Annotated in this window: 25 protein-coding genes; 3 read left to right on the forward strand and 22 right to left on the reverse strand. The window is 40.9% G+C overall.

Annotated elements, in window-relative coordinates; all coding sequences use genetic code 11:
* Positions 1-207: 207 nt before the first annotated feature.
* From ACYP5M_RS15710 to ACYP5M_RS15760, 11 genes are all read right to left on the reverse strand, one after another.
* The gene (locus ACYP5M_RS15710) at positions 208-1,500 is read right to left on the reverse strand and encodes an adenylosuccinate synthase (protein ID WP_076368493.1); all 1,293 of its coding nucleotides are present in this window, start codon (positions 1,498-1,500) and stop codon (positions 208-210) included.
* 279 nt (positions 1,501-1,779) lie between these two features.
* A complete protein-coding gene (gene dnaB, locus ACYP5M_RS15715) occupies positions 1,780-3,144 on the reverse strand; it encodes a replicative DNA helicase (protein WP_034316139.1) in 1,365 nt (454 codons plus the stop codon).
* Positions 3,145-3,284: 140 nt separating this feature from the next.
* Entirely contained in the window at positions 3,285-3,734 is a 450-nt protein-coding gene (gene rplI, locus ACYP5M_RS15720; protein WP_101223970.1) for a 50S ribosomal protein L9, read from the reverse strand.
* Positions 3,731-5,701: a DHH family phosphoesterase gene (locus ACYP5M_RS15725; RefSeq protein WP_063595549.1), complete on the reverse strand. Its 1,971-nt coding sequence runs from the start codon at positions 5,699-5,701 to the stop codon at positions 3,731-3,733. Before ACYP5M_RS15725 ends, rplI begins: the two co-directional genes overlap by 4 nt.
* A 41-nt stretch (positions 5,702-5,742) precedes the next feature.
* Positions 5,743-6,690 (reverse strand): YybS family protein, encoded by a 948-nt coding sequence (locus ACYP5M_RS15730; protein WP_434168228.1) that lies wholly within the window; start codon positions 6,688-6,690, stop codon positions 5,743-5,745.
* Between the two features lie 237 nt (positions 6,691-6,927).
* Entirely contained in the window at positions 6,928-7,167 is a 240-nt protein-coding gene (gene rpsR, locus ACYP5M_RS15735) for a 30S ribosomal protein S18 (RefSeq protein ID WP_053348323.1), read from the reverse strand.
* Positions 7,168-7,215: 48 nt separating this feature from the next.
* Positions 7,216-7,740, reverse strand: a complete 525-nt coding sequence (gene ssb / locus ACYP5M_RS15740) for a single-stranded DNA-binding protein (protein ID WP_057278276.1) — start codon at positions 7,738-7,740, stop codon at positions 7,216-7,218.
* Positions 7,741-7,808: 68 nt separating this feature from the next.
* Complete coding sequence (rpsF, locus tag ACYP5M_RS15745; RefSeq protein ID WP_034316153.1) at positions 7,809-8,093, reverse strand: 30S ribosomal protein S6; 285 nt, start codon at positions 8,091-8,093, stop codon at positions 7,809-7,811.
* A gap of 193 nt (positions 8,094-8,286) precedes the next feature.
* Positions 8,287-9,387, reverse strand: a complete 1,101-nt coding sequence (gene ychF, locus ACYP5M_RS15750; protein WP_034316156.1) for a redox-regulated ATPase YchF — start codon at positions 9,385-9,387, stop codon at positions 8,287-8,289.
* 167 nt (positions 9,388-9,554) lie between these two features.
* Positions 9,555-9,752: a DUF951 domain-containing protein gene (locus ACYP5M_RS15755; protein ID WP_034316158.1), complete on the reverse strand. Its 198-nt coding sequence runs from the start codon at positions 9,750-9,752 to the stop codon at positions 9,555-9,557.
* A 20-nt stretch (positions 9,753-9,772) separates the two neighbouring features.
* The gene (locus ACYP5M_RS15760; protein WP_101223972.1) at positions 9,773-10,609 is read right to left on the reverse strand and encodes a mechanosensitive ion channel family protein; all 837 of its coding nucleotides are present in this window, start codon (positions 10,607-10,609) and stop codon (positions 9,773-9,775) included.
* A gap of 391 nt (positions 10,610-11,000) precedes the next feature.
* On the opposite strand from ACYP5M_RS15760, the gene yyaC reads away from it, so the two are divergent.
* Complete coding sequence (yyaC, locus tag ACYP5M_RS15765) at positions 11,001-11,636, forward strand: spore protease YyaC (protein ID WP_402943058.1); 636 nt, start codon at positions 11,001-11,003, stop codon at positions 11,634-11,636.
* A gap of 54 nt (positions 11,637-11,690) precedes the next feature.
* Here yyaC and ACYP5M_RS15770 read toward each other — a convergent pair whose 3' ends face one another.
* From ACYP5M_RS15770 to rpmH, 11 genes are all read right to left on the reverse strand, one after another.
* Positions 11,691-12,392: a DUF554 domain-containing protein gene (locus tag ACYP5M_RS15770; RefSeq protein ID WP_427573207.1), complete on the reverse strand. Its 702-nt coding sequence runs from the start codon at positions 12,390-12,392 to the stop codon at positions 11,691-11,693.
* A gap of 53 nt (positions 12,393-12,445) precedes the next feature.
* A complete protein-coding gene (locus ACYP5M_RS15775) occupies positions 12,446-13,306 on the reverse strand; it encodes a ParB/RepB/Spo0J family partition protein (protein ID WP_101223975.1) in 861 nt (286 codons plus the stop codon).
* Positions 13,299-14,060: a ParA family protein gene (locus ACYP5M_RS15780; RefSeq protein WP_034316249.1), complete on the reverse strand. Its 762-nt coding sequence runs from the start codon at positions 14,058-14,060 to the stop codon at positions 13,299-13,301. Before ACYP5M_RS15780 ends, ACYP5M_RS15775 begins: the two co-directional genes overlap by 8 nt.
* 262 nt (positions 14,061-14,322) lie before the next feature.
* The gene (noc, locus tag ACYP5M_RS15785; protein WP_076368506.1) at positions 14,323-15,183 is read right to left on the reverse strand and encodes a nucleoid occlusion protein; all 861 of its coding nucleotides are present in this window, start codon (positions 15,181-15,183) and stop codon (positions 14,323-14,325) included.
* Positions 15,184-15,561: 378 nt separating this feature from the next.
* Complete coding sequence (gene rsmG, locus ACYP5M_RS15790; RefSeq protein WP_101223977.1) at positions 15,562-16,278, reverse strand: 16S rRNA (guanine(527)-N(7))-methyltransferase RsmG; 717 nt, start codon at positions 16,276-16,278, stop codon at positions 15,562-15,564.
* A gap of 30 nt (positions 16,279-16,308) precedes the next feature.
* Entirely contained in the window at positions 16,309-18,195 is a 1,887-nt protein-coding gene (gene mnmG, locus ACYP5M_RS15795) for a tRNA uridine-5-carboxymethylaminomethyl(34) synthesis enzyme MnmG (protein WP_101223978.1), read from the reverse strand.
* 21 nt (positions 18,196-18,216) lie between these two features.
* Positions 18,217-19,602 carry a tRNA uridine-5-carboxymethylaminomethyl(34) synthesis GTPase MnmE gene (gene mnmE, locus ACYP5M_RS15800; RefSeq protein WP_101223979.1) on the reverse strand — a complete coding sequence of 462 codons (1,386 nt, stop codon included), beginning with the start codon at positions 19,600-19,602 and terminating at the stop codon, positions 18,217-18,219.
* 331 nt (positions 19,603-19,933) lie between these two features.
* The gene (jag, locus tag ACYP5M_RS15805; protein ID WP_101223980.1) at positions 19,934-20,554 is read right to left on the reverse strand and encodes an RNA-binding cell elongation regulator Jag/EloR; all 621 of its coding nucleotides are present in this window, start codon (positions 20,552-20,554) and stop codon (positions 19,934-19,936) included.
* Positions 20,551-21,339: a YidC family membrane integrase SpoIIIJ gene (gene spoIIIJ, locus ACYP5M_RS15810; protein WP_048687953.1), complete on the reverse strand. Its 789-nt coding sequence runs from the start codon at positions 21,337-21,339 to the stop codon at positions 20,551-20,553. Before spoIIIJ ends, jag begins: the two co-directional genes overlap by 4 nt.
* Before the next feature lie 175 nt (positions 21,340-21,514).
* Positions 21,515-21,871, reverse strand: coding sequence for a ribonuclease P protein component (gene rnpA, locus ACYP5M_RS15815; protein ID WP_101223981.1), 357 nt, complete (start codon positions 21,869-21,871; stop codon positions 21,515-21,517).
* Positions 21,872-21,951: 80 nt separating this feature from the next.
* On the reverse strand, positions 21,952-22,086 hold the full coding sequence (gene rpmH / locus ACYP5M_RS15820; protein ID WP_034316183.1) for a 50S ribosomal protein L34: 135 nt from the start codon (positions 22,084-22,086) through the stop codon (positions 21,952-21,954).
* A gap of 932 nt (positions 22,087-23,018) precedes the next feature.
* Here rpmH and dnaA point away from each other — a divergent pair.
* Positions 23,019-24,368, forward strand: a complete 1,350-nt coding sequence (gene dnaA / locus ACYP5M_RS15825) for a chromosomal replication initiator protein DnaA (protein WP_057914144.1) — start codon at positions 23,019-23,021, stop codon at positions 24,366-24,368.
* 192 nt (positions 24,369-24,560) lie between these two features.
* A complete protein-coding gene (gene dnaN, locus ACYP5M_RS15830) occupies positions 24,561-25,697 on the forward strand; it encodes a DNA polymerase III subunit beta (protein ID WP_101223982.1) in 1,137 nt (378 codons plus the stop codon).
* Positions 25,698-25,845 lie beyond the last annotated feature (148 nt).

Consider the following 25,845-nt stretch of genomic DNA (forward strand, 5'->3'; position numbering starts at 1 on the left):
TGTGACGACGCTTTTGATAATATCATGGTTAGTATAGTTTAGGCAATAGTTTTTTGAAATAAAAAATTTTTTTTCTTATCTTTTTCATTTTCCCTACAGTTTAATCCATTCATTCGGTATCCTGGACCTCCCGAACGTGACAGATGATGCATTGATCTTAATAACGAAAGAAGAGCCGGCAAAAAAAGCCAGCTCCTTTTTCATGAATTACGCTAGACGCCAAGGGCTTCTCACGACATTAGTTTGGTTGCGGTCAGGACCGACAGAGAAAGTGGTCAAAGGAATGCCTACCAATTGAGATACGCGCTCTACATAATGGCGAGCGTTCTCTGGAAGCTCATCCAATGATTTGCAGCCTGTGATGTCTTCTGACCAGCCTGGCAGCTCTTCATAGACTGGTTTACATTCGCCAATCGCTTTCAAAGTCGCTGGAACCTCATGAATGATCTCGCCTTTGTAGTCATAAGCCACACAAATTTTGACCGTATCAAGACCTGATAATACGTCAATAGAGTTCAATGATAAATCGGTAATCCCGCTGACACGGCGAGCATGGCGAACGACAACAGCGTCAAACCAGCCTACACGGCGTGGTCTGCCTGTAGTTGTACCATATTCCCGGCCAATTTCCCGGATTTGGTTGCCGACTTCATCATGTAATTCTGTAGGGAAAGGACCATCGCCCACACGGCTTGTATATGCTTTACATACTCCAACCACATGGTTGATTTTCGTAGGACCTACACCAGAACCGATCGTAACTCCACCTGCAACCGGGTTAGATGAAGTGACAAATGGGTATGTTCCTTGATCGATATCAAGCATAACACCTTGTGCGCCTTCGAATAATACCCGTTTTCCTTCATCAAGTGCGTCATTCAATACAACGGATGTATCACAAACATATTTCTGCACTTGTTGTCCGTACTCATAGTATTCTTCCAAGATATCTTCGATTTTGAAACCTTCCGTTTCATAGAAACGTTCAAACATACGGTTTTTTTCGACAAGATTTTGAGACAATTTTTCCTCGAAAATTTCACGGTCCAAAAGGTCTGCCATGCGGATTCCGTTACGAGCAGCTTTGTCCATATATGCAGGGCCGATTCCCTTTTTAGTCGTTCCAATTTTGTTGGCGCCTTTACGGTCTTCTTCGACTTCATCCAATTTGATATGGTAAGGAAGAATGACATGTGCACGGTTCGAGATACGAAGATTATCCGTACTCACCCCATGGCTATGTAAATAAGCAAGCTCCTCTACAAGAGCTTTTGGATCAACCACCATACCATTTCCAATGACACAAATCTTATCACTATAAAAAATCCCTGACGGAATTAAATGCAGTTTATAGGTAACGCCGTTAAATTTTATTGTATGTCCTGCATTATTCCCACCTTGATAACGAGCGATGGCTTCCGCATTCTGGGATAGAAAATCTGTTATTTTACCTTTACCTTCGTCTCCCCATTGTGTACCGACTACTACAACTGATGACATCTGAATAAAGCACCTCCAAAGGTTCACGTAATACCGATCATTAACCGGTTCTTATCAAACAAACCTATTTTATCAATAATCCAAACTGGAAGTCAATACAAAATCCGAACAATACACTTTTTAAAAAATTCTTTGTTCGTAAATATGAGAAATTTCTTTCCGGTTTTTTTGGATTGTCAAACATTATTGTACCCTCTGATTTCTTTTTCTATTATCATAACGCACTTTCTTTTTCCCGAAACAGAGAAAGCCCGCCATTGCATAATGGCAGGCAGTTTTCTATGCGCCGGGAGACATCGAATCATCATCGAAGCGGCGTTCAAGGTTAACGAATTTATTATATTCTTTCACGAATGCAAGCGAAACCGTGCCAACTGGACCATTACGCTGTTTCGCTATAATGATTTCAATGATATTTTTGTTCTCGGATTCTTTATCATAATAATCATCACGGTATAAGAATGCGACGATATCCGCATCTTGCTCGATACTCCCGGATTCCCGGATATCAGACATCATCGGGCGCTTATCCTGACGCTGCTCCACTCCCCGCGATAGCTGGGAAAGGGCGATGACGGGCACTTTAAGTTCACGAGCGAGCGCTTTGAGTGAACGTGAAATCTCGGATACCTCTTGCTGACGATTGTCGCCTGAACGACCATCTCCTTGAATTAATTGCAGGTAATCGATCAATATCATGCCAAGGCCATGTTCCTGCTTCAAACGACGGCATTTTGAACGGATTTCACCAATCCTCACACCTGGCGTATCATCGATATAAATGCCGGCATTCGACAAGCTTCCCATCGCCATCGTCAGTTTACGCCAATCCTCATCAGTTAAGGAACCTGTCCGTAAATTCTGAGCGTTGATATTCCCTTCAGCACAGAGCATACGCATAACGAGCTGCTCTGCACCCATTTCAAGACTGAAAATCGCTACATTCTCCTCCGTTTTGGTCGCAACGTTTTGAGCGATATTCAATGCAAAAGCGGTTTTACCAACCGAAGGACGGGCACCCACTATAATGAGGTCATTACGTTGGAACCCTGCTGTCATTCGATCCAGTTCAGCAAACCCTGTCGGTATTCCCGTGACATCCCCTTTACGGGTAGTCAAAATTTCTATGTTATCGTAAGTCGCAACCAATACATCTTTAATATTTTGAAAAGACCCGGAATTTTTACGCTGGGCCACTTCCATGATCGTTTTTTCTGCTTCCCCGAGCAGCTCCTCGACCTCGTCCTCGCGACTGTAGCCTTCCTGAGCGATGTTGGTCGCTGTCCTGATCAAACGACGCAGCAATGACTTCTCCTCGACGATGCGGGCATAATATTCAATATTGGCGGCGGTAGGCACCGATCCGGCCAATTCACTTAAATAAGAAACACCGCCAACTTCTTCAAGGTTTTTTGTCGCAGCCAGTTCCTCTGTCACCGTAATCAAATCGACAGCTTTTCCTTCGTCATTCAATTTAAGCATCACATTAAAAATCTTTTGATGAGAGCTTCTGTAAAAGTCTTCCGGAATCAAAACTTCCGATGTAACGGTCAATGAAGAGGGCTCTAGAAAAATGGCTCCCAGTACAGCCTGTTCGGCTTCTATATTTTGAGGTGGAATCCTATCCTGAAATTGTTCTATCATATCTTAAAACCTCCCAATCTAAGAGGATACCTTTTATATGTTTCTAGTAAAAAAGAAAAAAGTGAAAGGACAACATGCCCAATCACATTTTTCGTCTATCTCTATTTTATCAATTTTTCACAGATATGAAACAGCTAAAATTAGTTAATTTCTTTCACATGCACAGTCAGTGTCGCAGTGACCTCAGGATGAAGCTTAACTGGAAGCTTTGTATGCCCTAAAGAACGGATGCCATCAGCAAGCTCCATTTTACGTTTATCAATCTTGATACCGTGTTTTTTCTGAAGCTCGGAGGCAATTTGTTTAGTCGTGATTGAACCGAATAAACGCCCGCCCTCACCGGCTTTGGCTGATAGTTCAACCGTTAACTTCTCCAGCTGCACTTTCAATTCTTCAGCTTGCTGCAGCTCTTCTGCTGCAAGTGATTCTTCTTTATTTTTCTGGGCTTCCAAAGTTTTTACATTTGAATTATTTGCTTCAACCGCCAATCCTTGTTTAAGCAGGAAATTATGTGCATAACCATCTGCAACATTTTTAACTTCCCCTTTTTTCCCTTTACCTTTTACGTCTTTAAGAAATATCACTTTCATTCTTTATGTCCCCCTTCTAAATATTCATCAATAGCTGCTTTCAATCGACTTTCGGCCTCATCAATGGAGCATACCTGCTGGGTGGCGGCATTTGTTAGATGTCCGCCTCCATTCAACATTTCCATGATCACCTGTACATTGATATCACCGAGAGAGCGCGCACTTATGCCAACTGTATCATCAGATCGCTTAGCCATTACAAAGGAAGCGACAACGCCATCCATGGTCAATAGGGTATCCGCAGCCTGAGCGATGAGCACCTGATTATGAACCTGATCGGTTTTTGCCGCTGCAATGGCAATTCCCTTTTTATAAAAGATGACTTCTTCAATGAGCTTCGAACGTTTGATATAAGTGTCCACGTCTTCTTTTAAGAATTTCTGGACAAGTACCGTATCAGCCCCATGCGCCCTTAGATAAGAGGCGGCATCGAAAGTGCGTGAACCCGTTCTCAAGGTGAAGCTTTTCGTATCGACGATGATACCCGCAAGAAGCGCCGTCGACTCCAGCATATCAATCTTTGAGCGTTTCGGCTGATATTCAAGCAGTTCGGTCACAAGTTCTGCGGTTGAAGACGCATATGGCTCCATATAGACGAGCAATGAGTTCTTGATGAACTCCTCACCCCGGCGATGATGATCGATGACCACAACCTTATCGATCCTATTCAATAGCCGCTCTTCAATTACCATGGAAGGTTTATGCGTATCAACCACAACCAGCAGCGTCTCATCCGTAATCATTTCAAATGCATCATCAGGTGTTATGAACCGGGCATACAACTCTTCTTTATTTTTGATCTCTTCCATTAAACGAAGGACGCTGCTATCGAGCTGCTGGGTGTTGATGACAATATAGCCTTCACGTTCATTCATTTGGGCAACCTTCAAGATGCCGATCGCTGAACCGATTGCGTCCATATCCGGGTTTTTATGGCCCATGACAATGACTTTATCGCTATCAAGTACTATATCCTTCAATGCATGCGAAATAACACGGGCACGGACCCTCGTGCGTTTTTCCATCGGATTGGTTTTGCCGCCATAAAATTTCACTTTTCCATTCGCTTGCTTTATGGCTACCTGGTCACCGCCACGTCCTAAAGCGAGATCCAAGCTGGACTGTGCAAGCGTACCTAGTTCCGGCAAGGATGACACGGCCGAGCCGACACCGATGCTCAAGGTCAATGGCACATTTTGCTTGGCCGTCGTTTCCCTGATTTCATCCAAAATCGAGAATTTCCCCTTTTCAAGCTGCTGAAGGATATGCTCATTAAAGACAGCGATGAATCGTTCCGAGGAAACCCGTTTAAAGAAAACGCCATTATCCCTTGCCCATTTATCAAGAAGTGAGGTAACCAAGCTATTAATGCTGCTTTTACGCTGATCATCCATACCCTGGGTTAAATCATCATAGTTATCAAGAAGAATGATCGCAATTGCCGTTCGCTCATCTTCATATAATTTCTCGATTTCCACTTGCTCCGTCACATCAAAAAAGTAAAGAAGCCTTTCATCACGCTTATGGACCACCTTGAATTTCCGATCGTGGAGCGTAAGTGTCTCTGTCTCGATCTCTTGCTTGATTAACGGTACTATCGAGTCCGCAACATCGTATAGCGATCTTCCTGCCAAGGAGTCTTCACTAAAACAGGATGCCAGGAATGGATTGGTCCATTCAATGTAATAATCCTCATTAAAGAGCATGATCCCAATCGGCATTTCCAATAACGCTTCTTCGCCTACCTTCTTTAAACGGTAAGATAAAGTCGTTATATACTCTTCTGTCTTCCGTTGCTTTTTTTCTACCATTCTTAATGTTAAATAAAATAAACCAGCAAGAATCAATAATCCAACAAGTGCAATAACCCAATTATAATAAGCCAGGACGCCCAATAGTAAAACGACCGCGGCGAGCACCCCATATAATGGGGACTTAATCGAGTATTCTTTCAAATAAGATGGCATAGTTTCAGCTCCTAAAAGCATCTGTTTTACAAAAAAGTCTTCTATTCCTTTTTCTTGATTGTCTCCCTAAATGGAAATCCTAAATCTATTATACCTAAAAACCGGACGGCCGTCGTAATAATCGGAATCGGCAGAAGCAAAGAAAAAACCACGATTAAAACAGGTATGGCCTTAACCCATGACTTAACATGAGCAATATAGAATATCAGGGAATACCCTTGTAATAATATGAAGAACTGCAGTATGAAAAATAGGTTCGTTATGGCCATATATACAAAACTGTTCTTGTCCGTATTCACAAAAAGAGCAAGAAGCATCGTAATTAAATAATACCATAAAAGGCTTTTCGGGAGTCGCAGATCTCGAAAATGTGGCCATTTTAACGCCTTATCACTGAATCTCTTCACAATGGGGTGCGCCGCAAGGAAAATCAATAAAACCATGATGACGGACATCAAGACGAACAAACTTGGCATCAGGGTGTTCATCATATCGATTGATTCATACATCCGCTTTTTGACTTGTTCCGTCGGTGCCTGTCCAAAAGAATCCATGATGCCGATTGAATTTTCAATGGACCCCTCAAGAATGTTCATCGATTCTTCTATGTAATTAACATCCGTAATCAAAACTGAAGCTGCATACATTAATAAAATGCCCCCCAGAAAGACAAGGACTGCGCTTATGAACATAGGTGCCATCGGTTTGTCCTTTTTCAAAAAATAGCCGATCGCAATTCCCGTCGCCCCCATGAGCAAGGTCAGCGGAACAGACAATATCGTCCCGATGAGGATCGACAATAGTGAGGCTACAAATAAGTAACCAAGGCTCCACGATAACTTTTGTTTGATTGTGACCAGTATGAATGGAATGGGTAAAAAGAAAGTAGTGAAAATACCCAATAGTGGGATTTGAATGGTGATGAACAATAAAATGCAATATAGTGCCAGAAGTGCTCCGCCCTCGGCAATTCGTCTCCCGCTATTCATCTTTATTTCACCCCCTGTTATTATTGATGTCTTTATCTCCATCTTTATATTGTATCCGTTACGGCCAGGATATTTCAAACATCACATTCTTTTTTAGGATATGATTATTTTTTCTGAGGAAAACGCGCGGATAACTTCCTTCTGAAATAAAAAAAACCGCAATTCAGCAGTTTTCAGGCATAAGCGATAACTTATAAAAAAGGCACATTAAGGATAACTCCTCAATGTGCCAATTTATTATTCACCAGATACGTATGGTAGTAATGCCATAGTACGTGAGCGTTTAATAGCAATCGTTAATTTACGTTGATATTTAGCGCTTGTGCCAGTTACACGACGTGGTAAAATTTTACCGCGTTCTGAGACGAATTTTTTAAGAAGATCTGTATCTTTGTAATCAATTTTAGTGATTCCGTTAGATGTGAAATAACAAACCTTTTTACGCTTACCGCGTCCTTTACGTCCACCCATTGCCATAATATATTTCCCTCCCTGCTTTTTTGAATTTTCATTTTAAACGGCTGTTTAAAACGGAAGATCGTCATCTGAAATGTCGATTGTCTTACCGTCATTTGCAAATGGATCATCATCTACACGAGTGTAGTTGTTATTGCTCCGTTGATTCTGATTAGGATTTTGTCCATACGAATTGTTGTCATTTCCGTTATTACCATAACTTCTTTGACCTCCACCGTAAGAACCGCCTTCATTTCTTTCACCCGCTGAACTGCTTCGTGGTTCAAGGAATTGAACGCTCTCAGCCAGAATCTCCGTCACATATACGCGTTTGCCGTCTTGTCCTTCATAATTACGTGTTTGGACACGTCCATCCACGCCAGCTAAACTGCCCTTTTTCAAGAAGTTAGCTACATTTTCTGCCGGTTTACGCCAAACTACACAGTTAATGAAATCCGCTTCACGTTCACCCTGCTGATTCGTAAAACTACGGTTCACAGCCAAAGTAAAGGTAGCTACGGGAACCCCATTAGGTGTATATCGTAATTCAGGATCTTTAGTTAAGCGTCCTACCAAAACTACGCGATTCATCATCAGAATCAACCCCTAGGTTTCAAGCTTGTTTCATGTGAAACAAGATTAGAATTTATATAAATATTGAATTAAACTTCTTCTCTAGTAGCCATGTGGCGAATAATGTCTTCACTGATTTTAGCAAGACGATCGAATTCTTGAATCGCAGCACTTTCAGCGTTAACTTTAAGAAGCATGTAGTAACCATCACGGAAATCATTGATTTCGTATGCAAGACGGCGTTTACCCCATTCTTTTGCTTCTACTTCCGCACCATTATCAGAAAGGATTGTGTTGAAACGTTCAACTAAAGCTTTTTTAGCTTCTTCCTCAATGTTTGGACGGATGATATACATAATTTCGTATTTTCTCATCACTGTCACCTCCTTTTGGTCTAAGCGGCCCAATTGGGCAAGGAGCAATTATTTATAATTACTCACAAGATAAAATTATAGCATAGTTAAAGAGGCTTTGCAACGAACGGTTCGACTTATTACAATTAATTGTAATCTGATGATTCAAATCGCAAAAAAGACCCTACATATGGAACGGTAGGGTCTTTGAATCTTAAACGTTAAAACGGAAATGGATAACATCGCCATCGTTAACGATGTATTCTTTTCCTTCCAAACGGACTTTACCCGCTTCTTTTGCAGCACCATGACTGCCCGCTTCAAGTAAATCGGTATAAGAAACCGTTTCGGCACGGATGAAACCACGTTCGAAGTCCGTGTGAATGACGCCTGCACATTGAGGGGCCTTCATTCCTTTTCGGAATGTCCAAGCACGCACTTCCTGTACACCAGCTGTAAAGTATGTTGCCAATCCAAGCAGATTATAAGAAGCACGGATCAACTGATCAAGACCTGACTCCTCGATGCCAAGTTCAGATAGGAACATTTCCTTTTCTTCACCTTCAAGCTCTGCAATTTCTTCTTCGATTTTGGCACAAATCACGATTACTTCGGCATTTTCCTTCGCAGCATATTCACGAACTTGCTGTACATATTCATTATCGTCAGCATTCGCCACTTCATCTTCGCTCACGTTCGCTACGTAAAGCGTCGGCTTCGCCGTAAGTAAATGCATGCCCTTCACGATTTTTTGCTGCTCTTCAGTAAACTCAACGGAACGTGCAGGCTTTTCATCTTCCAGTGCTTCTTTTAAAGCCACAAGGATTTCATGTTCTGCAACAGCGGCTTTATCTTTTTGCTTGGCCATTTTTCCGACACGGTCGATGCGTTTGACAACAGATTCCAAATCGGCAAGGATCAATTCAAGGTTGATGACTTCAATATCATCGATTGGATTTACTTTTCCGGAAACATGGGTAATGTTATCGTCTGCAAAACAACGGACGACTTGACAAATGGCATCAACTTGACGGATATGGGAAAGGAATTTATTACCCAATCCTTCTCCTTTACTTGCTCCTTTTACAATACCGGCGATATCCGTGAATTCAAATGCTGTCGGAACCGTTTTTTTCGGTTTAACCAATTCAGTCAATTTTTGCAGACGGTGATCTGGGACTTCCACGATCCCGACATTAGGGTCGATCGTACAGAAAGGATAGTTGGCAGATTCCGCACCTGCCTGAGTAATTGCATTAAATAAAGTGGATTTACCTACGTTAGGCAAACCGACTATACCAGCTGTTAAAGCCATTTATATTTCACTCCTTCAAGATGATTCGTACATATGGGAAAAGAACTGATCTTCTATAAGACCATCCAATAACCTAAACCTTTCCCAATTATAGATTTCGCTTCCTAAAAAGACAAGTAAATCATGAGAAACGCAGGACTACTTTCACTCCCCAAAAAAAAGCATGATCACTCCTCATGCTTTTGCAGAACTTTTTTCATTTTCTTTGCGAATTCACGTCGGGGCAGCATCACGCTATGACCGCACCCTTCACATTTTATCCGGATATCCATACCGAGCCGTATAATTCTCCACTTATTCACTCCACACGGATGTGGTTTCTTCATTTCCACAATATCCTTAAGTGCAAATTCCTTTTCTTCCATAACCATGAGCCCCCTAACTCCTATGACTCGCTGCCATTGTACGTAGATTTAATCCCACTTGAATCAAGCGCAGCACTTATTTCATTTCTTAATATCCTGCTGATTTCGATGTGATGCATCGGCTTCGTTTCCGCTTTAACCCGAAAGACGATTTCTTCAGGACTGATTTTTTCAATTCCCAAAAATTCTGGTGCTTTGACCAGGGCTTCGTATCTGCCTTCCATACTGTTTAAAAGATCAATCAGCACCTTCTCGGCACGCTCGACCGATCCATCATTAGGTATGGTCACATCAACAACAGCCATACTGTTTAAAATCGAATAATTCGTGACCTGGATGATGCTGCCGTTAGGTATGAAGTGTAATTCACCTGCACTGCTTTTGATTTTTGTTGTACGAAGCCCGATTTCAATGACTTCCCCTTCAAAAGTATTGATTTTAATATAATCCCCAACCGAGAAATGATCTTCAAAAATAACGAAAAACCCGGTAATTATATCCTTGACCAAACTTTGTGCGCCAAATCCAATGGCCAAACCGAGAACACCAGCACCAGCGAGTAATGGCATCACATGAAGTCCAAAAATCTCCAGAATCATCAACAAGGCAATGAAATTGATGACATAAGTAATGATATTTTCCAGCAATTTAATGAGTGTCGCTTCCCTGCGCTCCGATACCCGAATTGGACTTCTTAAACGAGCTTTGAAAAATTTATTCAGAATAGTCTTTCCTATTGTAATAATAATACGCGATAACAACAGAACAAGGAAGATTTTAATAATGCCCTCGCCCATCAGCAGCCATATCTTTTCATCCAATATCTCTTTTGTAACGCTATCATAAATGCGATCCATATTTTCCTCCTGCTTAATGCAAATAACTGCAAAACTATTATATCTTATATATGATTTTTCCCATATAGACGTATTCCTCTACCCTTCATGCATGGAGATAACCATGAATTAGAGAGATTTTCTCTATTTTATCAATAAATAATGGTTTCTGTACAAAAAAATTATGGGTATATAGGTAAAAGAATTAGAAGTTTTTCCCCAAATATTCAAGTAATTATTTACTAGAAAGTATAAATGAAAGCAATTGGTAGAGGAAGAACGTCGATTCATATCCCCTTCACCTGTTTGCATGTTCTACAAAAAATTCCCTCATCCATTATGTTAAATACCGTATATTTTCCCCTTTTTATCCGTATACTGTAATACCAAATAAAGTAAAGGAGTTGAGCCGATGAATCTGAATTCTAGTCTATTTAATAATAATAAAAATAGATTGAGTCGCATCCTGCATGAAGATACGGATGCACCCAAACAAATTTCCCAGGAATTGATCAACCTCCTACCTACCGGAAAGCTCCAACCAATCGTCATCGTCTGTATAGGCACAGACCGTTCCACAGGCGATTCACTCGGACCACTTGTTGGCACTCTGCTTAGTGAAAAAGCTGAAAACAGCTCTTCTTCATTCCATGTTTATGGTACTCTGGATGACCCTATACATGCGATGAATTTACAGGAAAAATTAAATGAAATCAAAAAGATGCATACCAATCCATTTATAGTCGGAATCGATGCTTGCTTAGGGAAAATGAAAAGCGTCGGCATAGTTCAAATCGGCCAGGGACCAGTGAAGCCAGGTGCTGGGGTCAATAAAGATCTTCCTTCCGTTGGAAATGCCCATATTACAGGAATCGTGAATGTAAGTGGATTCATGGAGTTCATGGTCTTGCAGAACACTCGTCTTAATCTCGTGCTAAAAATGGCCAAAACCATTGCCGAGGGAATTCATGAAGCACAAAATCATTATCCAATAAAACCTACCATCACTCCTTTCACATGGTCATTCAAGCAAGAAAAAACCCTTTGATGGATTTTTGCTTATGATAAAAAAGAAGGAAGGGGTCATCCCCTTCCTTCTTTTTTATACATAATACATGAAAGTAACCAGAATGGCGGTGATCATTATGCCTGGAAGCAGATTCGCCACCCTTATTTTGGTAACACCGATAATATTCAAACCAATTGCCAAAATCATGACTCCCCCAGTTGCCGTCATTTCCAATATGAAGGAATCCATTAAAGCAGTTGGGACCATCGTATTGATCTGCCTTGAAAAAATCGCCATTAACCCCTCATATAGAATAATCGGAAATGCTGAAAAAAGTACACCTATGCCGAGCGTGCTGGCGAGGACCAATGCTGTAAATCCATCGATGATCGCTTTTGTTATCAAAACGTCATGATCATTCCGGATGCCGCTATCCAGGGCACCAATAATGGCCATCGCCCCAATGCCAAATATGAGTGTAGCCGTTACAAACCCCTGGGATATCGAAGTTCCTTCCTTCGCTTTCATTCTGCGTTCAAGCCAATTGCCTAAAGAATTAAGCCTACCCTCAAGATTCAACCATTCACCTAGGACAGCCCCTCCGACAATACTTAAAATGACAACAAGGAAATTATCGCTTTTAAACCCCATCTGTAAACCTAAGACCATGACAGCCAAACCAATGCCGCTCATGACCGTTTCTTTTATCTTTTCAGGTATATGTTGTAAAAACCTTCCTAAAATCGAACCGATTAAAATGCAGGCACCATTCACCAAGGCCCCTAATAATACCATCTCATCCACCTAATTTTCTGCATAAGTCGTCACGATCTTTTCATAAAGGCAATCTAAGAGGAAAGGTTCTCTTGATCGATCAAGTTCAAAATTCTCTCTAAATCTTCTTTTGAAAAGAATTCTATTTCTATTTTTCCTTTTTTCTTGCTTTGTTTTATCGTTACGCTCGTTCCTAGTCTTTCACGCAGACTTGTCTCCCGTTGCTTTATGAATATATCTTTTTTCTCTTGTTTCTTAGTTTTGGTTTCACGTGAAACGGTATCATTCAATTGATGTATATATTGCTCTAGCTGTCTGACATTCATACCTTCTTTGAGGATTTTATCCACTACCGGCTTAAGCAACTCTTTTTTCTTTAAACCTAGCAATGCCCGTCCATGGCCCATGGAAATTTCCCCATCGGAGATATATCTCCTAATCCCTTCAGGCAAAGAAAGTAATCTAACATGGTTTGCTATATGGGGCCTGCTTTTACCCAGCCGATTGGCCAACTGCTCCTGGGTAAATTCCAATTTTTCAAGAAGTGTTTGGTAAGCGACGGCTTCCTCGATCGGATTCAAATCCTCCCGTTGCAGGTTTTCCAAAATCGCCAGTTCCATCATCTGCTGTTCGCTCAATTTCCTCACAACGACCGGAACTGTCTTTAAACCTGCTTCCTTGGCAGCACGGTAACGCCTTTCCCCAGCCACGATTTCATAGCCCTTAATGCTTTCCCGGGCAATAATCGGCTGTAATATCCCGTGTTCCATGATGGATTGCTTTAATTCCTCTATAGCTTCAAGCCGAAAGCTCTTTCGGGGCTGATAAGGATTTGGCCTTAATTCCCTTACTTTGATTTCGCGCACGATTTCATCTTTACTGATCTCCCCACTGTTGAAAAGTGCGTTAAGTCCTTTGCCAAGTCCTTTAGCCATTTGATACCACTTCCTTTGCCAGTTCTAGATAGACCTCCGCCCCACGTGACTTTGGATCATATATAATTATCGGTTCTCCATGGCTCGGTGCCTCACTCAAACGGACATTGCGGGGAATGATGGTTTGATAGACTTTATCCTGAAAGTATTTTTTTACTTCTTCTATGACCTGGAGACCTAGATTTGTTCTTGCATCCAACATCGTCAAAAGCACACCCTCGATTTTCAAATCATGGTTCAAATGCTTTTGGACGAGGCGGACCGTATTCAACAGCTGACTCAAACCTTCCAATGCATAATATTCACATTGTACCGGAATCAAAACTGCATCAGCAGCCGTTAAGGCATTAAGCGTAAGCAACCCCAATGACGGAGGGCAGTCAATCACAATGTAATCATATTGGCTTTGCACCTCTTCTAATGCCCTTTTTAATCGGACTTCCCTTGAGATGGTTGGAACCAGTTCAATTTCTGCACCTGCAAGTTGAATTGTCGCAGGTATGGCATATAGGTTTTCTACCTTTGTTTCCATGATAACGGTACTGGCCTCGACATCATCAACCAATACATCATAAATACATTGTTCCACATCTGCCTTGTCGATACCTGCACCGCTTGTCGCATTTCCCTGCGGGTCAATATCGACCATTAAGACTTTCTGTCCTATATATGCAAGACAAGCACTTAGACTGACAGAAGTTGTCGTTTTTCCAACACCGCCCTTTTGATTGGCAATGGCGAGAATCTTCCCCACGAATTCACCTGCTTTCAACTATCTTCATCACGCTATATAAATCTATTGATTTGTACCGTAAATCCATTTATTTCTTTCTATTTTATCATGAATGTTACTGGAAGAAATCGTTTTCTGAAATTCCTCTTAAAATTTCAAATACACTTAAAAGCATTAAAAATCCGGGGAAAGTTGAATGTTTTCAAGGAGGAAAATGCCAGTTTTGGAGAGAAATAAAAAAGCTTGGTAATCGAAGACTACCAAGCGGGCTAAGGATAGGGAATCAAGTTTTTTTCTTGGGTATTTTAATCGTGAACTGATAATACTCCTCGAATTCTTCTTCCTCTGCATCCAAATTTATTCCATTGTCTGTAACCATATTGAGTGATTGGCGTATGGTATTCACGGCAATCCTCATGTCTTTACTAAACGCTTTTCGCTTAGGTTTCGGCTTCTGCACAGTACCCGTCAGGAGCTTGACGACCTGCTCTTCGGTCTGCTTGACGTTCAACCCTTTTTCGATGATTTCCAAAAGCAGTTTAAGCTGCTTTTCAGGACTCTTTAACGGTATCAACGAGCGGGCATGGCGTTCCGTAATTTGCTTTTGAAGAAGTGCATCCTGAACCTCCTGTGGCAGCTTAAGCAGCCGAAGCTTATTCGCCACGGTAGATTGACCTATTCCCAGTCTTTGTGCCAGAGCTTCTTGGGTTAAACTATGCAGCTCCAATAGTTTTCCGTAAGCCAAAGCTTCTTCAATCGGTGTCAGTTCTTCACGCTGAAGGTTTTCTATCAGCGCGACGGAAGCCGTTTCTGTATCGGTGAAATCCTTGATTATAGCAGGTGCCAATTCCCAGCCAAGCTTTTGCATGGCCCGGAAACGTCGCTCACCTGCAATGATTTCATATTTTCCCTGACCATAAGCCCTTACTACAATTGGTTGAATGATCCCATGAGTATGAATCGTTTGAGCCAATTCAGCAATTTTATCGTCATTAAAAACGGTCCTTGGTTGAAATCGATTAGGCACAATATCAGAAATGGAAATTTTTCTTATCTCTTCATTATTATTGCTAGGTGTCTCCATCTCTAGTTGCTCTTCTTCTTTTTCGCCAAACCCAAAGAACCGCGAAAAAGGATGCTTCATCTTCCTACACCACCTTTTAAAACTCCCAAATAACATATTCTCTATTTATAGGACAAGTCCTGCATACATTTCCCGACATGGTTATACATATTGCCCTTCACTGTAAAAAACATGTCGACTGGCGCCATCAAGGCAATAATGAGGAATGGAAGGCCGGTTATTATGAATATCGGCCGGCATGCCCTAGACTATTTCCCTGAATCAGCCAGCACAGGGCACACGTTTTAACATGTACCTAAATGTCTTTTTGCTAGCAAATGCAGTATTGAGTGAAAATAATAAGTTCATACATTTATAGTAAAAGAAAATAAGGGCAAGTACCAGCCATATATCTGAATCATCTGCGCTTACTATGAAAACATACTCCTCTTTCAAGGATTATTCAATAGGCTGTTTATTTGGTGTCCCTGGTTTTCTCGGGTACTTTTTAGGAGTCTTCTTCACTTTTTTTACAGTAATGATGTTTCTTTCACTATTTTCCTCTGGCAATGTGAAAGGATGAATTTCTTCGATTTCTCCGCCTAACGTAAAAATGGCCTTCTTCCCAGTGTCCATTTCATCTTGTGCACTAGCCGCTTTCATGGCAATGAAAGTCCCATCCGGTTTAACAAGCGGCAAACATAGTTCACTTAAAACGGACATCCTGGCTACCGCCCTCGCCATGACAATATCATAGGATTCGCGATGCTCCGGTTTTTGGGCGAAGGTTTCAGCCCGGTCATGATAGAAGGAAACTCCCTTTAATTGCAAGGAATCCGCAAGGTGATTCAAAAAAGAAATTCGCTTATTCAAGGAATCCACAATCGAGACGTGGATATCAGGGAAACAAATCTTCAATGGAATACTCGGAAATCCAGCTCCAGCCCCAACATCGCAAATTCGATATGATTTATTAAAGTCAAAATAGAAGGCTGCACTGATTGAATCATAAAAATGCTTCAGATAAACTTCTTCTTTATCAGTGATGGCTGTTAAGTTCATCTTTTCGTTCCATTCCACCAATAATCGATAATAAGTGTCAAACTGATCAAGCTGTTGAGGAGAAAGCTCGATTCCTTTCTCCAGCAGTGCTTGTTGGAACTGTTCAATATTCATGTCTGCTTCAATCCTTTTCGGGTATTTCCATTACTGAGATACTCTGGCGATCTTACCTTGTTCCAAATAAACAAGCAAAATGGAAACATCAGCGGGATTCACACCTGAAATTCTTGAAGCCTGAGCTACTGATAGCGGGTGGACCTGCTTTAATTTTTGACGTGCTTCCGTTGCAAGACCAGAAATTGCATCATAATCGATATTCTCTGGAATCTTTTTATTCTCCATTTTTTTCAGGCGATCGACTTGCTGCAAGGATTTTTCGATATATCCTTCATACTTGATCTGGATTTCGACCTGTTCCGTCACTTCATCGCTCAGTTCGACATCACTTGGCGCCAACTTCTGAATGTGGGAATAATCCATTTCAGGCCGTTTCAATAAATCGGAGGCACGGATTCCATCCTTCAACTCACTGCCGCCGCTTGCAGTAATGACTTCTTGAACCTCTTTGGTCGGTTTGATGAAGTTTGTTTTCAGTCGTTCCTTTTCCATTTCAACCGCTTCTTTTTTCATAAGGAAACGATTGTAGCGTTCTTCTTTGATCATCCCGATATTGAATCCAATTTCCGTTAAGCGTAAATCGGCATTATCATGGCGCAATAATAAACGGTATTCTGCACGTGAAGTCAGCAAACGGTATGGTTCATTCGTACCTTTCGTCACAAGATCATCAATGAGAACACCAATATAGGCATCCGAACGGCTTAAAATCAGTTCTTCTTTACCCATTGCATTCAATCCTGCATTAATACCGGCCATCAACCCTTGTCCTGCTGCTTCCTCGTAGCCGGATGTCCCGTTAATTTGGCCAGCAGTATACAGATTTTTGATTTTCTTCGTTTCAAGTGTGGGCCATAGCTGCGTAGGAACGATAGCATCATATTCAATTGCATATCCAGCACGCATCATTTCCGCCTTTTCAAGTCCTGGAATTGTTTGCAGGATTTTCACTTGTACATCTTCAGGCAGACTGGTGGATAAACCTTGCACATAAACTTCCTTTGTATTACGGCCTTCAGGCTCCAGGAAGATCTGATGCCGTGGTTTATCATTAAAACGAACGACTTTATCTTCTATCGATGGACAATAACGCGGTCCGGTTCCTTTTATCATTCCGGAATACATTGGCGAACGGTGCAGATTTTCATCAATGAGCTGATGTGTCCCCTCATTCGTGTACGTTAACCAGCATGGCAATTGATCCGTTATGAACTTTGTCGTTTCATAAGAAAATGCGCGTGGCACTTCATCGCCAGGCTGAATTTCCGTTTTGCTGTAATCTATGGAAGAGCTATTCACACGTGGCGGCGTTCCTGTTTTAAAACGGACCAAGTCAAATCCTAACTGCTCTAAATGCTCAGAAAGCCTGATGGAAGGCTGCTGATTATTTGGGCCGCTTGAATATTTCAATTCCCCTAAAATGATTTCACCGCGTAAATATGTTCCCGTCGTGATTACGACTGTTTTCGCACGGTAAACCGCGCCTGTTTTAGTGATGACACCCGTACATACGTCGTTTTCAACAATTAATTCCTCTACCATTCCTTGAATCAATGTCAAATTTTCTTGGTCTTCTATCGTCTTTTTCATTTCTTGTTGATAGAGAAATTTATCTGCCTGCGCCCGCAGCGCACGAACAGCCGGACCTTTTGCCGTATTGAGCATCCTCATTTGAATATGGGTCTTGTCGATATTTCTTCCCATTTCACCGCCTAAAGCGTCAATTTCCCTAACGACTATCCCTTTTGCCGGCCCGCCAACGGAGGGATTGCATGGCATAAAGGCGACCATATCCAAGTTAATGGTGATCATCAACGTTTTAGCTCCTACTCTTGCAGCTGCAAGGCCTGCCTCACTGCCAGCATGACCGGCACCAATAACAATGACATCATAGCTACCTGCTTCGTATTGCATATCCTTTTCCTCCTTTTACGCTTATTTTCCTAAACAAAATTGAGAGAACAATTGGTTGATCAAATTATCCTGAACGCTTTCGCCAATGATTTCTCCAAGTAGCTCCCAGGCTTTCGTGAAATCGATTTGAACCAAATCAACCGGCGTACCCATTTCAATAGCATCGATTGCATCTTCAATAGACTGTAATGCCTGTCCAAGCAAAGCTATATGCCTGGCATTGGAAACATACGTCAGATCTCCCGTTTCTAAAGAACCTTCAAAAAATAAAGAAGCGATGGCTTCTTCCAATTCATCGACTCCTCGATCCTCTAGTAATGAGGTGGAAACAACTTTATGGGATGCCGCCTTTTCCTTAACCTTTGCCATATCGATTTTTTGTGGAAGGTCTGTTTTATTGATGATAACGATAACATCCATACCCTCAACCGCTTGAAACAGTTTCTCATCTTCGGCAGTGAAATCATCCGAATAGTTCAATACAAGCAATATTAAATCAGCCTCTTTTAATACTGCACGAGACCGTTCAACTCCAATTCGTTCAACAATATCTTCCGTTTCGCGAATTCCTGCTGTATCGACAAGTTTAAGCGGTACACCGCGAACATTGACATACTCTTCAATTACGTCACGTGTTGTACCTGGAATATCAGTGACAATCGCTTTATTTTCATGAACTAAGCTGTTAAGCAAAGAAGATTTTCCGACATTAGGGCGCCCTATGATAACGGTCGCAAGCCCATCCCTAAGTATCTTGCCCTGTTGGGCCGTGTGAAGCAGCTTCTCTATTTCATTCTTCACATAACTGCCCTTTTCCAAAAATAAACGATGCGTCATTTCTTCGACATCATCATATTCCGGATAATCTATATTAACCTCGACTTGTGCGAGGGTCTGTAAAATTTCTTGTCGCAGGTTTTGGATTAATTTCGAAAGCCGGCCTTCCATTTGACCTAATGCAACATTCATCGCTTTATCCGTTTTAGCGCGGATTAAATCCATAACGGCCTCAGCTTGCGAAAGATCGATCCTGCCATTCAAAAAAGCCCGTTTCGTGAATTCACCAGGTTCCGCTAAACGAGCACCTTGTGAGAGAATGAGCTGCAATACCCGATTGACCGAAACGATTCCACCGTGACAATTTATTTCAACTACATCTTCCCTTGTAAATGTCTTTGGACCCATCATGACCGAAACCATGACTTCCTCTATGATTTCACCTGTTTTAGGCTGGATAAGGTGGCCATAATGAATCGTGTGTGATTTCACATCAAGCAATCCTTTACCACCTGGCCCTTTAAAGATCCTGTCGGCTATTTCTATGGCCTCATCACCGCTGATCCTAACGATGGCGATTGCCCCTTCCCCTAAGGGAGTAGAGATAGCGGTGATTGTATCGAATTCCATGCTTTCACCTCTTATATATTGATGTTTCTATTTTTTATTCTGATAACAAAATCGTCGAATCCCTAAATTACTACAATACCATAGTATATAGATGAAAAAAAGTAGATACTCCTTCCTCTCGAGAGTTATCCACATGCCATTAATCCATATTCTGTAACATCCATTTTAACTTATCCACATGTGAATAACAAATATCGTCCGCATCCCTTTACGGATCAAGAATATATAAAGAAATATGTCACTTATTGTTGAATTGATACTTTGTAAAAAAATATTCGACACACATTGATAGCAGGCCTAAAAAAAGAACCCCTGCTTAAAAGCAGAAGGTTCATTTAAGTGGAGTAATGACTAAGTGGCGATATGGTTCCGTCCCACTCGAAGTCGTTTTTATTTTTGGATAATCCAGGAGAGCATTATGGATGACCTTTCGTTCATAGGATGGCATCGGCTCAAGTGAAACAGCTTTACCTGTTTTCAAGGCTTTATTTGCCATTCTTTCGGCCAATTGGATTAAGGTGTCATTGCGGCGATTTCGATAATCTTCTGCATCTACAGTAATATTCAAAAACTGCTTCGAATATCGATTTGCTACCAGCTGTGCTAAATACTGAAGTGAATTTAGTGTTTGACCCCTTTTTCCAATCAATAAGGCAATTTTATCACCTGATAAATGGAATGTTACATTCTTACCTTTACGGGTGACATCAATTTGTGCATTGACTCCCATTTCCACGCTGACATTCTTCAAAAATCCCAGTGTCTCTTCAATGGGATCCGGAGGCAACGTCACATGGACGATTGCCTTCCTTGCACCAAATAAACCAAAAAATCCTTTTTTGCCTTCATCTTCTATTTCAATCTCCACGCGATCCTTAGTGCTGTTCAATTGAGCTAAAGCTAAATTTACTGCTTCTTCGACAGATTGTCCTGTAGCAGTCACTTTTTTCACTTTTTCTTTGCCCCTCCCGCGTTTTCCGCAGCTGCTTTTCTAAGATCCGGACCTTTGATGAAATATGTTTGAACGATACCAAAAATGTTACCAACTACCCAGTAAAGAGAAAGAGCAGCGGGGAAATTAATAGCAAATACAACAATCATGATTGGCATGATGTAAAGCATCATCGTCATTTGTGCCGCCATTTGTGGATTGGAGTTCATTCCTACCATGGACATCTTTTGCTGGATGAAAGTCGTGATACCTGCAACGACCGGTAAAATATAATAAGGATCCGGGGAACCTAAATCAAACCAAAGAAAACTATGTAAAGCAATTTCTTCCGTACGGCTGATTGCATGGTAAAATCCGATCAAAATCGGCATTTGCACCAATATCGGCAAACATCCCGCCAATGGATTCACATTATATTTTGAAAATAGAGCCATTGTTTCTTGCTGTAGTTTTTGTTGTGTGGCAGCATCTTTTGAGCTGTATTTTGCTTGAAGTTCTTTCATTTCAGGCTGAATGGCCTGCATGGCTTTCGAGCTTTTCACCTGTTTAATCATTAATGGAAGTAACGCTAAGCGAATGATTAGTGTAACACCGATGATTCCCAAACCATAGTTCTCGCCAAATGCTTCAGAAAGCCAGATGATCAGGGCTGATAATGGATAGACAATGTATGAATTCCAAAAACCTTCACTATCCGCAGTAATAGGTTCTTTAATTTCCGTACACCCTGCTAACAACATCATTATCGAGGCTAGTCCAATAATGAGTAATATTCGTTTTTTCAACCGTAATTTCCTCCTAACTTCAATCAATCTTTTTTGAAACAATTGTGAACTGTTTGATAGAAGATTTCAAGGAAAAGTAATCCACTTTTTCCACAGTTACAATCGGGATTTTCTATGTCATCTTTCTCAAGTAACCACATGATCCGAGGAGTGCTTATTCGATATTAAGGGGACTTTATTGTTTTTTCATTTTAAAGTTTAGTGATTTAGAACGTTTAAGGACATGGATCAAGCTGCTTTTCACCTGGCTAAAGTCCATCTCCGCCGCTGGTTTTCGAGCAATCACAATATAATCCTTACCCTCTTCTATATCTTCTTTCAATTCTAAAAACGCTTGCCGTATGTATCTTTTGATTTGGTTCCTTACAACGGCGTTCCCGATTTTTTTACTGACTGAAAGGCCGATCCGAAAATAATCCTGACCTGGCTTTTCAAGGACATAGACAACGAATTGCCGATTAGCAGAAGATTCACCTTTTTTAAACACAAGCTGAAATTCGTCCTCTTTCTTAATCCTTAACTTTTTTTTCATTTTTACACCTTCATTACATGAATTGAGTCTCAGTAAATCCCTTATTTTGCGAAAAAAGACCACTGAGACTTTTCAGTGGTCTATGCAGATAATACTTTTCTGCCCTTACGGCGACGTGCAGCGATTACTCTACGTCCGTTTTTCGTGCTCATACGTGCACGGAAACCGTGAACTTTACTATGTTTGCGGTTATTCGGTTGATAAGTTCTTTTCATTATATGACACCTCCCTGAGGAATAACAGTTAAAGACAGTCTTTACAATTATATAGATGGAGGTTTCTACTTGTCAACCTCATCCATAAAAATATTTCTTTTTTAATGCTCAATGTCCAGTTGGCCTTTTTTTACTACCTAGCCTATTGTAAATGATTTTGCTCCGAACTGATATAGAAATTTTTGGGGAAAGGCAAATTTCCATCATTTTATCCATGAGCACAAATATGAGATTCGCAATGAATCCTTCCTTGATCGAAACAACATTCGACAAATAATAAGAATGGACGTGAATCATCTTTCGATCTGTCCCATGCAGTACTTTCGGCTTGAACAACTTCGTTCAAAACAAATTAGTTCAGCCGATAATCACGGTCTGTGGATAAATTTCGACATGTTTTTTTCTATCCACATCCCATTTCATGGACTTTTGCACATAACAATGGCCTGTGGAAAAGTTTTTCCCACAAGCTCGGTAAGTTGTGGATAAAGTTTTCTAACCCATTGCAAGACGCCTGAATTTCTGATATTATATTTGTGTTTTCACTCTGAATAACTTTATCAACAGGTAAGGTTTATCCACAGACTGTGAATAACTTGTGGATAGTTTATCCGACCTGTGTATATTAATCTGTCCACAGATGGTGGATATTGTCGAAAACCCTTTTTTCTTCTTTATTATATATTTCTTAAAATACCTGTTGATGAATAAACATTCAAATCTACTCTGGCTCACCAGATGTAGTCTGTACAAAGGTTGTACAGCGCAAGATATAGTTTTTAGGCACTTCATTACACAACACAAAAATCCCTTAATACAGCTCACCGAACCTTTGCTGTCAAAATTAATATAAAGACGGCAATCGATGAGTTTATTTGTGCCTATACATTTAGATACAATTATTAAAAATATTTTGCAAAGGAGGGATAAGTTTGGATAACATCGATAGCCTCTGGAACCAGGCGCTCGGAAAAATCGAAAAAAAAATCAGTAAACCAAGCTTTGAGACTTGGCTTAAATCAACCAAGGCCTATTTACTGCAAGGTGATACTTTAACAGTCACCGCTCCCAATGAATTTGCCAGGGATTGGCTTGAAGAACGCTATTCCCATCTTATTTCCGATGTATTGTTTGAACTTACCGGTGAGGAATTGGAAGCAAAATTCATCATTCCCCCCAATCAAGAAGATGATGATTTTACCGTTCCTGTTCAGCCTAAAAAGATAAAAAAGCAGGATAAAGAGCATGCTGCATTTCCACAGCATATGCTTAATGCGAAAAATACATTCGATACATTTGTCATCGGCTCCGGCAATCGTTTTGCCCATGCCGCGTCTCTCGCTGTCGCAGAAGCTCCGGCCAAAGCCTATAATCCCTTATTCATTTACGGGGGCGTCGGCCTTGGAAAAACTCATTTAATGCATGCAATCGGGCATTATGTTCTAGAGCATAATCCGAATGCGAAGGTCGTTTATTTATCGTCTGAAAAGTTCACGAATGAATTCATCAACTCGATCCGGGACAATAAAGCTGGGGAATTCCGTGATAGATATCGAAGCGTGGATGTTTTATTAATTGATGATATTCAATTCCTTGCGGGAAAAGAACAAACTCAAGAAGAGTTTTTCCATACATTCAATGCGTTGCATGAAGAAAGCAAACAAATCGTCATCTCGAGTGACCGCCCGCCAAAAGAGATACCTACACTAGAGGATCGCCTCCGTTCAAGGTTTGAGTGGGGCTTGATCACGGATATCACGCCACCTGATCTAGAAACGCGGATTGCCATATTGCGTAAAAAGGCAAAAGCTGAGGGTCTTGATATCCCGAACGAAGTCATGCTCTATATCGCCAATCAAATCGATTCCAATATTCGTGAGCTTGAGGGAGCACTTATTCGTGTCGTCGCTTATTCTTCATTGATTAATAAGGATATAAATGCCGATTTGGCAGCTGAAGCATTAAAAGATATCATCCCTAGCTCAAAACCTAAAATAATCACCATCTTGGAAATCCAGAAAACGGTCGGTGAACATTATAGTGTCAAACTTGAGGATTTCAAGGCGAAAAAACGGACTAAATCCGTGGCCTTTCCGAGACAGATCGCCATGTATCTTTCCAGGGAGTTGACGGACTCATCCCTGCCCAAGATAGGTGATGAATTTGGAGGTCGCGATCATACGACCGTTATCCATGCGCATGAAAAAATCTCCAAACTCATGCAAACGGACACCCAGCTTCAACGTCAGGTTAAAGAAATCCAGGACCAGCTGAGGGTATAATGGATTCTGGATAATGTGAATAACTGACGACTACTTACACACAGTCTGTCCACATGTGGATAGACTGTTTTTCCTTAGGTTGAGTGGACTTATCCACATATCAACAGGACCTACTACTATTACTACTATCTTTTTTAATAAAAATTATTAATAAATATGCCTATTCGGCAATAAAAAATTGGAGGATGAAACATGAGATTTATAATCCAAAGAGATCGATTAGTTCATAGTGTCCAAGAAGTAATGAAAGCAGTCACATCAAGGACGACGATTCCGATTCTAACGGGGATAAAAATAAGCGTTACTAGTGAGGGTGTCACTCTAACAGGAAGTGATTCTGATATCTCCATCCAATCATTCATTCCGGCTGAGGTTGACGGAGATGAAATCGTTGAAGTTAAAAGCAGCGGCGGTATTGTCCTGAATGCCCGTTTTTTCAGTGAAATTGTCAAAAAGCTGCCGATGGATACTGTAGAAATTGAAGTGGAGAACAACTTCCAAACGATTATTCGCTCTGGAAAAGCTGAGTTTAATCTAAATGGACTGGATCCTGAGGAATATCCACATCTTCCGATCATTGAAGAAGAAAATATTTTCAAACTTCCAACGGACCTTTTAAAGACCCTTATCAGACAAACTGGCTTTGCAGTGTCCACGTCAGAAACACGCCCCATCTTAACAGGTGTAAACTTGAAGGTTCAAGATGACGAATTGACCTGTATTGCAACAGATAGTCATAGGCTTGCAATGAGGACAGCCAAAATAGAAAATAAAATTAACGGGACCTATAGCGTTGTCATCCCAGGTAAAAGTTTGAATGAGTTAAGTAAGATCCTTGATGATACAAACGAACTCATTGAAATCGTCATTACCGAAAACCAAGTACTTTTCAAAGCTGAAAATTTATTATTCTTCTCAAGACTTCTTGAAGGGAATTACCCTGATACATCACGCTTGATTCCATCAGATAGCAAAACCGATGTGACTGTTCACACCAAGGATTTCCTGCAAGCGATCGACAGGGCTTCTTTATTGGCGAGAGAAGGAAGAAATAATGTCGTCAAATTGACAACCCTGGAAGGTCGTATCATCGAAGTCTCTTCCAATACTCCTGAAATTGGTAAAGTAATTGAAGAGGTTCAGGCAGAAGCCATTGAAGGTGAAGACCTGAAAATCTCATTCAGTGCCAAATTTGTAATGGATGCTCTAAAGGCATTGGAAGGTTCCGATATAAAAATTAATTTCACAGGGGCAATGCGTCCGTTTGTCATTCGTCCGCTACATGATGATTCCATGCTGCAATTAATTCTCCCAGTAAGAACTTATTAAGCTAAAATAATATTTCAAAAAAATTAAAGGCTTGTATAGCAGGTCTTTAATTTTTTTATATTTAAACATAGGTTTCCAAAGGGTTCTTGTCGTTTTTTTAATGCTGTACGGAACGGTGAATCGCTAAAAATAAGAACTGAAAAAGCTA

The organism is Peribacillus sp. N1 (assembly GCF_054600815.1).